Source organism: Mesorhizobium sp. M0626 (genome assembly GCF_040320665.1).
GTDB lineage: Bacteria > Pseudomonadota > Alphaproteobacteria > Rhizobiales > Rhizobiaceae > Mesorhizobium.
The window spans coordinates 1-14078 of record NZ_JAMYQD010000024.1; the positions used below are offsets into that span (position 1 = coordinate 1).

Sequence of the window (14078 nt, forward strand, 5' to 3'; positions counted from 1 at the left end):
AGATTGGGGTGACGAGGCTGATCAAGCCTTCCAACAGTACCAGCCTGATCAATTACAGCGAGAGCTACCGGTCCGGAGATCGCATCAGCGCCTCTGTCGTCAAGAGAGCTGTTCTGCTTGACCCCAGCCATGGAGCTCAACGCCCCGCGTCGGAGCGCTCCCTGCTTCTGAAGGAAGCCATTAGGTCCGCTCGGGCTTGATCGGAGGCTTGGCTGATGGACGTCGTGGTTGCTTCGCTCAGTTGCCGCCCCATGGCGCGGCTTTGCGGATTATCAGTCCTCTGCCTCTTCGCCGGTCTCAACAGCGCTGTGTAATGTTCATTGTTTATGATGACGCCCCCGCTGTTCACGAGGTTGCTCCTGTCAAGTGTACTCGTCAGTCCGTCCTGGGCCTCACGCTTCTTGCCCAAGTGCCGTTCAAGCGGCGCTGGCGCGACTTGTTGAGCTCGAGAGATGGGTCCCTGCTCTCCTGCGTGGCCATGAGCTTGTGCCGCGGTCTGCGCAGCGGCGTCCCCAATGGCACGAGCCTCCATGCCGACTGCGTCTTCCGGACGAGCAGCAAGGGCAATTTCGCGCCCGAGTGCGAACTTCCGGACATGAGTTAGTGCACTGATGTCAGCGGTTTTCATATAGCGCTTGGCATCTTCATCCAGCGACCGCTCGTGAAGCCGATCCGCAATCCCCGGCTTTTTATTTTCAACCAGGCATTGACTGAAACGTCTAAGAGCAGACCCATAGACCTCAACGGTACGGGGTTTCGGCCCGGTCGGCGCTGCCTCGTACGCTTTGATGAGAGCCGCTGTGTACTCTCTGATGAGCACGGCGTCGGCAGGGTGGGGATTCAGGGCAGGGCGGCCCACCACTGGCGCTCCGCCCGCCCACGTCTTGAGACGACCCAGTGACCCAGCCACGGCCGAGGGGCCGCCACCCCAGATCTCGTACTCCTTGCGATCCCGATCCAGCGACGAATCGTGAAGCCGATCCGCAATCCCCGGCTTGTTATTTTCAACGAGCCAATGACCAAAGCCGAAAAGAATATCTACATGGCGCTTGACCGTGATCTCCCCGACCTTACCGGCATAGAGTGCTGACCTCAGCCCTTCGACAAGGGTCGCATCGTTGGAATAAAGAGGACCCTTGTCGGGACCGGAGACCACTTTTGGGCGATCTGGCTGCACCGCCGCCGGCACAGAACGAGCATGGTCACGCAACTCGGACGGTGCGGGGGGATTCAGATCAACCACTGACGAATCCGGCGCATGATGATGGCGCGCCGTTGAGTGACCCGGCTGCAGCACCGAGGCACCCAGCATCGACCCACTGCCTCCGGCGTACGGCGCCGCGGCGTGTTCTTGTCCGCTCCCTTGCATCATGGGCTGCGCCTCCCATGGCAATGCACCCACTTGATGGGTGGGGGCCTGCATCAGCACGCGAGCGCCTGAATTGCCGATCTCGCTCAGCTGCGGCTCAGTGGCAACGTCCTGCAGACGACTGTTCGGGGTCCTTTGCCTCTTCGCTGGTCTCAACTCCGCTGTATCATGCTCACGGTTGATGAGGACCTCCTCGCTTGGTAGCTGGTTGCTCCTGTCCTGTGCAGCGATCCGCTCGTCCGGCGCGCGCTGGTCGCCGTCGCGCCAGCTCAGGGGACGAAAGGACCCTGCGGGATCCGAGGCTTGGTGATGGGGCCCAGTTGGCACGAAAGACGATGCCAGAACAGCGTCGTCTTCATTAGCTTTCCCAGGGGGGAGATACTCTGGCCAACTGTATTCCTCCTGCGGCCCGCTGCGCTGCGCAGCGGCGTCCCCCTTGCTCTCAAGACTTTGAAATTTAAATGGGTCCCCGGGAGCAACGTCTGGCGCTGACTGGCCGAGCCGCTTGATCTGCTGGTGAAACGTCCCAACGGGGCTTTCCTTAACCGCGTCTCGGGCCTGTCGGTCCATGAGTTCAAAGTTCGTAAGATTATTTGCCGTTCCGAATGTATTGTCACCCCTGAGGCGGGTTTGTAGTGCCTGCCGATTGACGACGAGGTTGTTGAGGTTCAGGTTATCTGGCTGCGATTGCAATCGCCCAACCAGCGCCCGCGTGCCGTCCACCACGTAGACTCCGCAATCCACCACGTTGCTCTGCTGGGCGATGCGGGATACGCCCACGCGGGTCTCCAGGCTGGCGCCCAGATTTTCTGCGAGCTCTTTTGCAAGCGTGTCATTGCATCCGTTGTAGGAGTCATAATGATAGGCAACCGGCCGTTCCCGGTCGCTGCGATCAACGAACAGCAGCGACCAATGGGTGCCGCGCTCCGCAAGAGTCTTACCGCCATCGCTCACTGGCACGAACAGGAAGTCGGCTGTGTCGTTACCGTTCTGATGGACGATGCGCTGGAATGCGCTTAGCATGACGCTCTCGGAGCCCAAGCGCAGATGATAATTGGCTACGAGGGGATCCACGAACCGCGTCCGGGCGGCGAGATCTGGATTGTTCCCCTGCAACTCCTGCTCCAGGAGTTGGTAATCCCTCTGGATATGTTCGTCGCCTAGCCATTCCAATGCGCCGAGCACCCGCCCGTCTTTAGCTTTCCCAGGGGGCCTCTCTGGCCGACCCAATGCCTCCTGCGTCCCGCTGCGCTGCGCAGCGGCGTCCCCAATGGCACGAGCCTCCATGCCGACTGCGTCTTCCGGACGAGCAGCAAGGGCAATTTCGCGCCCGGGTGCGAACTTCCGGAGATGAGCTAGTGCACTGATCCTCCGGTTACCACCGGAGTTCACATAGCGCTTGGCATCTTCATCCAGCGACCCCTCGTGAAGCCGATCCGCAATCCCCGGCTTTTTGTTTTCATGCAGGTATTCACTGAAACGTATAAGAGTAGATCCATAGACCTGAATGGTACCGCGATTCGGCCCGGTCGCAGGCGCTTCTTTGTACTCTTTGATGAGAGCCGCTGTGTAATCTCTGATGAGCGCGGCGTCGGCAGGGTAGGGATTCCGGACAGGGCGGTCGACCACTGGCGCTCCGCCCGCCAACGTCTTGAGACGACCCAGTGCTCTAGCCACGATCGAGGGGCCACCCCTGCTCTCGTACTCCGAGGGGCCACCCCTGCTCTCGTACTCCTTGCGATCCTGATCCAGCGACGATTCGTCAAGCCGAGCAGCAAATCCCGGCCTGTTATTGTCAAAGAGCCAACGACCAAAGCCGAGAAGAGAATTTACATGGCGCTTGACCGTGCTCTCCTTGACCTTACCCGCGTAAGCTGACCTCAGCCCTTCGACAACGGTCGCATCGTTGGAATAGAGGGGACCCTTGTCGCGACCGGAGACCCCTATTGGAGGATCTGGCTGCACCGCCGCCGGCACAGAACGAGCATGGTCACGCAACTCGGACGGTGCGGGGGGATTCAGATCAACCACTGACGAATCCGGCGCATGATGATGGCGCGCCGTTGAGTGACCCGGCTGCAGCACCGAGGCACCCAGCATCGACCCACTGCCTCCGGCATACGGCGCCGCGGCGTGTTCTTGTCCGCTCCCTTGCATCATGGGCTGCGCTTCCCATGGCAATGCACCCACTTGATGGGTGGGGGCCTGCATCAGCACGCGAGCGCCTGAATTGCCGATCTCGCTCAGCTGCGGCTCAGTGGCAACGTCCTGCAGACGACTGTTCAGGGGCCTTTGCCTCTTCGCTGGTCTCAACTCCGCTGTATCATGCTCACGGTTGATGAGGACCTCCTCGCTTGATAGCTGGTTGCTCCTGTCCTGTGCAGCGATCCGCTCGTCCGGCGCGCGCTGGTCGCCGTCGCGCCAGATCAGGGGACGAAAGGACCCTGCGGGATCCGAGGCTTGGTGATGGGGCCCAGTTGGCACGAAAGACAATGGCAGAACAGCGTCGTCTTCATTAGCTTTCCCAGGGAGCTCGCGCCCGAGTTCGGACTTCCGGGGATGAGCTAGTGCACTGATCCCACCGGAGTTGTTATAGCGCTTGGCATCTTCATCCAGCGACCCCTCGTGAAGCCGAGCCGCAATCCCCGGCTTTTTGTTTTCAACCAGGTATTCACTGAAACGTCTAGGAGCAGATCCATAGGTCTGAATGGTAGCGGGATTCGGCCCGGTCGGCGCTGCCTTGTACTCTTTGATGGGAGCCGCTGTGTAATCTCTGATGAGCGCGGCGTCGGCAGGGTCGGGATTATTCAGGACAGCGGCGCGGTCCAGCACTGGCGCTCCGCCCGCCCACGTCTTGAGATGACCCACTGCTCTAGCCACGTCCGAGGAGCCACTCTTGCTCTCGTACTCCTTGAGATCCGGATCCAGCGACTCCTCGTGAAGCCGAGCAGCAAATCCCGGCCTGTTATTATCAAAGAGCCAACGACCAAAGCCGAGAAGAGAATTTACATGGCGCTTGACCGTGCTCTCCAATGCTGACCTCAGCCCTTCGACAACGGTCGCATCGTTGGAATAAAGAGGACGCTTGTCGGGACCGGAGACCCCTATTGGAGGATCTGGCTGCACCGCCGCCGGCACAGAACGAGCAGGGTCACGCAACTCGGACGGTGCGGGGGGATTCAGATCAACCACTGACGAATCCGGCGCATCATGATGGCGCGCCGTTGAGTGACCCGGCTGCAGCACCGAGGCACCCAGCATCGACCCACTGCCTCCGGCGTCGGGCGCCGCGGCGTGTTCTTGTCCGCTCCCTTGCATGAGTTGCGCCTCCCATGGCGATGGTAGAAGGTCCGCGTGCGGAATCGAGTCGAAATATCCCGACAAATCAGCGTCGACCATCTGCTTTTGCGACCGAGCCAGCGTTTCGGCCACCGCGGCCTCGCCAACCGCGGAGGGCGTCTCCTCAGCCCTGGCGAACGCTGGCCCGGCAGGCGCCGCCGGCACAGAACGAGCATGGTCACGCAACTCGAACGGTGCGGGGGGATTCAGATCAACCACTGACGAATCGCGCGCCGTTGAGTGACCAGGCTGCAGCACCGAGGCACCCAGCATCGACCCACTGCCTCCGGCGTAGGGCGCCGCGGCGTGTTCTTGTCCGCTCCCTTGCGTCATGAGTTGCGCCTCCCATGGCGATCGTAGAAGGTCCGCGTGCGGAATCGAGTCGAAATATCCCGACAAATCAGCGTCGACCTTCTGCTTTTGCAACCGAGCCCACCTTTCGGCCACCGCGGCCTCGCCAAGCGCGGAGGGCGTCTCCCCAGCCCTGGCGAACGCTGGCCCGGCAGGCGCCGCCGGCACAGAACGAGCAGAGTCACGCAACTCGGACGGTGAGGGGGGATTCAGATCAACCACTGACGAATCCGGCGCATGATGATGGCGCGCCGTTGAGTGATCCGGCTGCAGCACCGAGGCACCCAGCATCGACCCACTGCCTCCGGCGTAGGGCGCCGCGGCGTGTTCTTGTCCGCTCCCTTGCACCATGAGTTGCGCCTCCCATGGCGATGTATCCACTTGAGGGCCGGGATCATGCACTGGTTCGTCCATTTGCTTTTGCAACCGAGCCCACCTTTCGGCCACCGCGGCCTCGCCAACCGCGGAGGGCGTCTCCTCAGCCCTGGCGAACGCTGGCCCGGCAGGCGCCGCCGGCACAGAACGAGCATGGTCACGCAACTCGAACGGTGCGAGGGGATTCAGATCAACCACTGACGAATCCGGCGCATCATGATGGCGCGCCCTTGAGTGACCCGGCTGCAGCACCGAGGCACCCAGCATCGACCCACTGCCTCCGGTATGCGGTGCCAGGTGCTCGTCCCCCAGCATCATGGGCTGCGCCTCCCATGGCAATGCACCCACTTGATGGGTGGGGGCCTGCATCAGCACGCGAGCGCCTGAATTGCCGATCTCGCTCAGCTGCTTAGCTTTCCCAGGGAGCTTCTCTGGCCGACCCAATGCCTTCTGCGGCCCGCTGTGCTGCGCAGCGGCGTCCCCAATGGCACGAGCCTCCATGCCGACTGCGTCTTCCGGACGAGCAGCAAGGGCAATTTCGCGCCCGAGTGCGGCGTACGGCGGGAACTTCCGGAGATGAGCTAGTGCACTGATCCACCGGTTACCACTGGAGTCCAAATAACGCCTGGCATCTTCATCCAGCGACCCCTCGTAAAGCCGAGCCGCAATCCCCGGCCTGTTGTTTTCATGCAGGTATTGACTGAAACGTCTAAGAGTAGCCGCATAGTCCTGAGTGGTTTTGGGATTCGGCCCGGTCGCAGGCTCTGCCTCGTACTTTTTGATGAGAGCCGCTTTGTAATCTTTGATGAGCACGGCGTCGGCAGGGTCGGGATTCAGGGCAGCGCGGCCCACCATTGGCGCTCCGCCCGCCGACTCTTTGAGACGACCCAGTGCTCTAGCCACGTTCGAGGAGCCACTCTCGCGCTGGTACTCCTTGAGATCCTGATCCAGCAACGGATCGTCAAGCCGAGCAGCAAATCCCGGCTTGTTATTATCAAAGAGCCAACGACCAAAGCCGAGAAGAGAATTTACATGGTCCGTGACCGTGCGCTCCCCGACCTTACCGGCATAGAGTGCTGACCGCAGCCCTTCGACAACGGTCGCATCGTTGGAATAAAGAGGACGCTTGTCGCGACCGGAGACCACTACTGGAGGATCTGGCTGCACCGCCGCCGGCATAGAACGAGCATGGTCACGCAACTCGAACGGTGCGGGGGGATTCAGATCAACCACTGACGAATCCGGCGCATGATGATGGCGTGTTTCCCCGGGAACAACGTCCCGTACGAACACCGAGTCTGGGTTGCCTTGGTCCGGCGCGACTGGAGCCAGGGCTCTGTCGTGCAACGCTCGCGCTGACTGGCCGAGCCGCTTGATCCGCTGGTGAAACGTCCCAACGGGGCTTTCCTTAACCGCGTCTCGCGCCTGTCGGTCCATGAGTTCAAAGTTCGTGAGATAATTTGCCGTTCCAGATGTATCGTCACCCATGAGTCGGGTTTGTAGTGCCTGCCGATTGACGACGAGGTTGTTGAGGTTCAGGTCTGGCAGGTCTGGCAGGTCTGGCTGCCATCTTTGCAATCGCCCAACCAGCGCCCGCGTGCCGTCCACCACGTAGACTCCGCAATCCCACTCGTTGCTCTGCTGGGCGATGCGGGGTAAGTCCACGCGGGTCTCCAGGCTGGCGCCCAGCCTTTCTGCGAGGTGTTTTGCAAGCTTGTCATGCCATCCGCTGACGGAGTCATAATGATAGGCAACCGGCCGTTCCCGGTCGCTGCGATCAACGAACAGCAGCGACCAATGTTTGCCGCGCTCCGCAAGAGTCTTACCGCCATCGCTCACTGGCACGAACAGGAAGTCGGCTGTGTCGTTACCGTTCTGATTATGGACGATGCGCTGGAATGCGCTTAGCTTGTCGCTCTCGGAGCCCAAGCGCAGATGATAATTGGCTACGAGGGGATCCACGAACCGCGTCCGGGCGGCGAGTTCTGGATTGTTCCCCTGCAACTCCTGCTCCAGGAGCTGGTAATCCCTGTGGATATGTTCGTCGCCTAGCAATTGCAATGCGCCGAGCACCCGCCCGCTGGGGTCGCCGAAAACACCAAAAAACCCTTCGACCGCGGGGGACATCCCCTCAGGAAAGAGCTCTGGCGAGGCGGAATTCTCCGCCCGCAAGCTGGGCGGAGCGAATTCCGGTGGCCTCAGCGGCACCTCCTCGCTTGGTAGCAGGTTGCTCCTGTCCTGTGCAGCGATCCGCTCGTCCGGCGCGCGCTGGTCGCCGTCGCGCCAGATCAGGGGACGAAAGGACTCTGCGGGATCCGAGGCTTGGTGATGGTGCCCAGTTGGTACGAAAGACGATGGCAGAACAGCGGCGTCTTCATTAGCTTCCCCAGGGAGCTTCTCTGGCCGACCCAATGCCTTCTGCGGCCCGCGGTGCTGCGCAGCGGCGTCCCCAATGGCACGAGCCTCCATGCCGACTGCGTCTTCCGGACGAGCAGCAAGGGCAATTTCGCGCCCGAGTGCGGCGGACGGCAGGAACTTCCGGAGTTGAGCTAGTGCAATGATCCTCCGGTCACCACTGGAGTCCTTATAGCGCTTGGCATCTTCATCCAGCGACTCCTCGTGAAGCCGAGCCGCAATCCCCGGCTTGTTGTTTTCAACCAGGTATTCACTGAAACGTCTAAGAGTAGCTCCATAGTCGTGAATGGTTTGGCGATTCGGCCCGGTCGCAGGCGCTCCCTTGTACTCTTTGATGAGAGCCGCTTTGTACTCTTTGATGAGCACGGCGTCGGCAGGGTCGGGATTCAGGACAGCGCGGCCCACCATTGGCACTCCGCCCGCCGACTCTCTGAGACGACGCAGTGCCACAGCCACAGTCGAGGAGCCACCACTGCTCTCGTACTCCTTGAGATCTTCATCCAGCGACTCCTCGTGAAGCCGAGCAGCAAATCCCGGCTTGTTATTTTTAAAGAGCCAACGACCAAAGCCGTAAAGAGAATTTACATGGCGCTTGACCGTTTCCTCCTTGGCCTTACCCGCGTAGAGTGACCTCAGCCCTTCGACAACGGTCGCATCGTTGGAATAAAGTGGACGCTTGCAGCCGCGACCGTCGGAGACCACTACTGGAGGATCTGGCTGCACCGCCGCCGGCACGGGGGAACGAGCATGGTCACGCAACTCGAACGGTGCGGAAGGATTCAGATCACCCACTGACGAATCCGGCGCATGATGATGGCGCGCCGTTGAGTGACCCGGCTGCAGCACCGAGGCACCTAGCATCGACCCACTGCCTCCGGCGTACGGCGCCGCGGCGTGTTCTTGTCCGCTCCCTTGCATCATGGGCTGCGCTTCCCATGGGGCCGCGCCTTCGATGAGGCTCAGGTCTCCCTGAGACGGATGAGGATGGAACGGGTCTGGCAGAGCCGGAACGCCGGGGGCGGGAATTTGGGCAGCGGCTTGGCGCGCCTCGCCCGAGCGCTGCTCAAAGCCCTCTTGCCCGGCCTGTGCCGCTTGCTCTTGAGTTGCCGGGGGCTGCACCTGCCGCCAACCTGTTACATTGGATAGGTCAAATTTGTGCCGGTTCACGCTAGCCTCACGTCCACAGATCAGCTGAGCAACCTACTCGGGCATACTTACGAGAAGCTGACGAGGTCCGCGGTCCCGGAGCGGGTAGGCCTAATTTTCTGCGCGCCGATTGCGCTGGCGCGACGTAGCCCGGCCTTTTGCCAGCTCGGCAGCTACGGCTCGCAAAGAGCGCCGTAAGGCTTGCGGAGCCGCCCCTCAGCTCCCGTCAAGGAGCAATCCACAATTCACATATTTGGAGATGGCTCGCTGGTTTACCGGTCTGCGAGCCCCTGCAAGCCCATGCTTCAGATGCCGCCCGTGCAGAGGTATTTCATTTCGAGGTAGTCCTCGAGGCAATGGCGGGAACCCTGCGTCAGCGGGAGCGTCAGCTACATAGTCGATAACACGCGCTTTTTACCTCGGTCTCGGCTCGCAACGATGGATTGCTAACGGCGAACTCATGCTGGTCGGCAAGGCGATACTGGCTGGAGCATCAACTCGGCCGACGAGAGTGGCCACACCATCCTAGACAGGATCGGCCGATATGCCCGGCATCGCCGCTCTGCAAAAAGCACAGCGGGCATCCAGACGTTGCCGGGTTGACTATGGGTGTCCGAACCGCGAAAAGAGGCCGCTCTTTATGAGTGGCGTGCGCTGGCAGTCTAACCCCAAGCCCCCCGCCCGGGCTGCCGGCGCGCTTCTAGGAACATCGAGGTAGATGACGAGACTCCGAACTACATTTCCAAAGCTATCGGTGGATTCACATTTCAAGCCCAATCGATTTCCTACGGCCAGGCGCGAACGTTCGATTGGAACATTCAGAATTCACATCAAGGTGCACCGCTATTGCGTCCCGAACAGGTTCGGCTGCTCGATGACGACTACGAGATTGTTCTCATCAAAGGTCTGCCACCATTAAAAATTGAGGAAGGTGCGATATTTTCGGATCGCATTCTGAAACGCATCTTTGAAAGCCAGACAGGCGCCCTCCCGGAGCCGGCGCCCTTGACGGGAGCAGAGGAGGCGCTCTCCGCAGAATCTCAACTCGATGACCCGCTGTGTGAATTGGCGCAGGACTTTGACGATACAGTTTGATGTGAGGCTAGTATGAACCCGCGAAATAGTAATCCATCCCGTGTAACAGCTTTGTCGCAGGTGCAGGACGCCGGCTTGGAAGACGGGCAAGCGGTCCAGGCCCGGCGAGTGGGCTTTGAGCAGCACGTGTCCGAGGCGCTCCGGCCGCTGTTCGATGGTCGAGCTGACGAGCCGCCTACCGGTCCAGATGAGCTTCTGCGACTGGAAAAGGGGTTTCGCGAGGTGCTTCAGCGAGGGCAGGATCATCAAGCCGCCTCGTCTTTTTTCAGCGATCCAAGGATGCCCGCCGGACGGGATGACCCCAAGGGAAGCGTGTCGGACGCTTTCGCAGCAGCCGGCTCTAGGCACGCCGGAGTTGAGGCCGCCGCCCCGCCAGTGTTAGCTGCCAGCCAACAGCAGATCCGGCCCTCGCCAGTTGCGTTTGACCGACCGGTATCATCCTCGGCTGCTGCAGGCGTGCGCTTGTATGCCCCTTCGATGATCTCTCGGAAGACCAGTTCCGAAAACTGCGATCAGTTGCCCGCCTTGTGCTGCCGCCTCGCCGTCGAGGTCGAAACGCCCGCGAATCAATGGAAGGTCAGCGGGCCATGGGGGCAGAGTGCAACGGCGTCTACACCGCCTATTTGAGGGGAGAGGTACACTTGGCTTTCCTGTTCCAGCAGCATCCGGCCGCACACCGACGCGATGGGGAGCTAGAATTCAAATCGGACCTTCGCAAGGCACGCACCGCGGATCAAACGCCGTTCGTTTGGGAAAAATGGCTCAGTACCGACAAAGCTTCTGTAATGGCCCTAGTGGCCTCGGTCGCGCTCTTGGTCGCGATACAGTGGCAAGACCCCCAGATCAACGAGGCGGTCCTAAGCGAACTGCGGACGATTCAGATCAACTACGCATTGCTCCAGCGAGACGTCGCCCGCGCAGACATGGTATTGGACTTCCGTTCCGTTGCTTCTACCGGGCAAGCATTAAAAAGGAACCTTCAAAACTACCAACGCCTTGTTGAGATCTCGCCCAATGAGAGCTCCGGGGTGCACTCCAGGTTGGTTGCACAGCTCAAAAATTCCCTCGAAAACACAGAAGCTGCCATCTCGGCCTCGGCCGCGCAAAATGAGCTTCTGCAAAGCTCTCTGGTACGCTTTGCTCGCTCGGCTAATCGCCTTCGGGGGGGAGTGTCGAACAGGCCTGAATTTTCCAATCTGATCCTTCAATTTTCGGCCAGACCGGGATTCAGCCTCGCATTACAAATCGATCAGTCTCTCCGCCGACTTCCTCCTAGCCAGGACCAAGTCACGGAGGATGTTGCCCGCGAGGGCCGCGCTATCCTGTCCTCAATGTTGAGGTTGGACCGCGCTGTCAATCGGATCCCATCCTTCGACACGTTCGCCAAGGCTGCCGAATTGGAGCGAGAACATCTGAAAGCCTACAGCTTCGCCAGCGCGCAAGCGCAGCGTACACGACTTTTCTTTGGCTTGGTGTCCATATGCCTCTGCTTGTTTGCGACCATTCGAGCCTCCACGCTGCATGTGCGGACGAACCGGTTGGAAAGGCGGTTAGAGCTTGAAGCGGCGATGAGTGAGATCGAAGCTTGTTTCATCGACAGTCAAGCAACGAAGGCTTCGCGGCGCTTCTCCACCGAAGCAGCGCTTAGACTCATTCAATGCGTTTTCGATGCAGATCAATGCGCGCTTGCTCTGGTGGATCCGAGTATCAGCAGGAATACCGAGTACTTTGTCGCGAACAAGCGCATGCGCGTCTGGAACGCCACGCTAATCCATGAAGTCGTCTCACTTGTACACCCGGAACAGCCAGTGTTTCGCGTCGTTCCGGCGTCGGAAGTGGTTCGGACTGCCGTAGGCACTACCGGTGTTTGTCAAATTGTTGGTTGCAGGGCCTCCGATCAGCAGGCTGCGGTTTGTATCCTTGTTTTTGAAGGAGATCGCTCACCACCCTCCACAGACGACCTCCTGGTTCTGGCGAGCGCTACTGTGCGTTTAGGCAACCATCTTGAAATGCAACGTGTACACACGGAACGTAACCTTTTTGAGAGTCGATGGGAGCATGCGGAAAGGCTGACGGCGGTCGGCACAATCGCAAGCGGCGTTACACATGAATTCAATAATGTTCTAGGAGCAATAGTCGGCTACGCAGAGATGGCTAAAGGTCTTGTGCGCCGCCCCTCGAGAATTCGGGGCCACATCGGCCAAATTATCTTGGCCAGCAACCGAGCCAAGCTGATTATTGATCAAATTTTGTCACTAAGCCGAACTCGGAAGCGCGTGACGATGCCTTTCGACGTCTCGGAGAGTGTAATGGATCTCGCGCCATTGCTGCGGGTTACACTTCGTGCGGATGTTCAGTTGAACTTCAAGATCAACGAGTGGCAAACGGTGATCGAGGGCAGCCCGACCGAGATACAGCAAATCCTTATGAATCTATGCAAGAACGCGTCGGAGGCTCTCTTGAATGAGGGCCGTGTCGAGATTAGCGTTTCTCGCGCTCACGTCTGTCAAACGAAGCCCGTGGCTAAGGGCACCTTGAAACCGGGAGATTACGTTCTCCTCTCCATCAGCGACGATGGCCAAGGAATCGCAAGTTCGGTGCTTCCGCACATCTTTGAGCCCTTTTTTACCACGCGCTCTCGCGTCGGCGGGACCGGACTGGGTCTTGCTGCGGTGGACCGCCATGTGAGCGCGCTCGCAGGATGCCTTGACGTCACCTCGGCTGTTGGCCGAGGTACACGCTTCGATCTCTACTTACCGGCCTGCGCTGAGGAGCAGGTCAGAGCTGATAGCGCTTCCGGTCCATACGATGGATCACTTGGCAATGGAGAAATCATTGCAGTCGTGGAGTCCGATCCAGCAGCGTTGGAGATCTACAACGATAAGATCGCCGCGCTTGGTTATAAGCCTGTCGGCTTCGCGACCTTCGAAAGTCTTTGCGACTGGATCGAGAGCGGGAAGGCAGCCGACCTCCTAATTTTCGATCAAGCGACTTCCCTCGGGCCAGGACAGCCTGAAGCCGTACGTACCACCCTGATGACGGTGCCCATCATCGTCGTTGGTGGAAGCGACCCCATGCCGATCACATCTGGTAATCAGACCTTCGTCCTTTGGCTAGCCAAACCGGTCTCGTCCAGGACGATGGAGCATGCAATCCGTAGGATGATAATGGCATGATGCCGCCGACGCGCTCAGGCTACCGAGCTACCGAGGCAATCGGAGGCGGAGCCGGCTGGGATCCAGCAAATACAAGAGCGTCGGACGATCTCTGCGCACCCGGCTCATGGCGAGTTCCCCTCGAACACTGTCGTCGGCTTCCGCCCAAGGAAGGGCTCCCCGACCACAGCAAACCTGCCGCAGTGCTCGTGACCGTCAAGGACAAGTCGCCGCGCGATGGGGTCTGCGGGCCTCCATCCTTGACAAGTCACTGCGCGCTGGCGGCGACAGGCGACGGGTAATATAGGGTCTGGGCGAGGAGATGGTCGCCAATCGGTCATGCAAGATGGTTGACGAAAAGCAAAGCTTGACAATCATCGCCCCATTCACGCCAGACTCTCCTGTGCGCTCATCACTCGGCTACGGCTCCTCGCCTGCCCCGACAAGGCTATCGCCGCCCGGCCGGGCAAGCGATGTCCCAGGTTCCGACGTGTTCCATTCATGCTTGATGGACCTAGGCCCCGGCAGGGCGGGAGCATGAGGCTGGGTTCTCGGTCGCGGATCTGTGAGGCAAGCACGGGGTAAGCGAAGGCTCGACCCACCATTGGGGAGGCCGGCTTCGGCACGGAGGTGCGGCCTCGGCGTTGAGAGGCATCGGATCGGGTGTAGCAGGACTTTCGAACTAACTGCCGACAACACACTGGATAGGCTGTTCTCGTCGTTCGGTCCAGTTCACCAACGCCTGTGTCGACATTTTACGGCGCTTCACTACTCAGCGCCGCGCCCCTGAGCGCCAGCGAGTGGTCGTCGGCGGGCTCGATGGCGCTATCAGG

2 protein-coding genes and 1 pseudogene are annotated in these 14078 nt (G+C 60.2%); 2 read left to right on the forward strand and 1 reads right to left on the reverse strand.

Going from position 1 to position 14078, the window contains the following annotated elements; all coding sequences use genetic code 11:
- Positions 1 to 136 precede the first annotated feature (136 nt).
- A complete protein-coding gene (locus NKI37_RS26930) occupies positions 137 to 9016 on the reverse strand; it encodes a Ulp1 family isopeptidase (protein ID WP_352724208.1) in 8880 nt (2959 codons plus the stop codon).
- A gap of 696 nt (positions 9017 to 9712) precedes the next feature.
- Between NKI37_RS26930 and NKI37_RS26935 the strand changes: the two are divergent.
- A pseudogene (locus NKI37_RS26935) lies at positions 9713 to 10090 on the forward strand (type IV secretory system conjugative DNA transfer family protein); the annotation flags it as partial.
- Between the two features lie 641 nt (positions 10091 to 10731).
- Positions 10732 to 13266, forward strand: coding sequence for a two-component system VirA-like sensor kinase (locus tag NKI37_RS26940; RefSeq protein ID WP_031210047.1), 2535 nt, complete (start codon positions 10732 to 10734; stop codon positions 13264 to 13266).
- Positions 13267 to 14078: the final 812 nt, after the last annotated feature.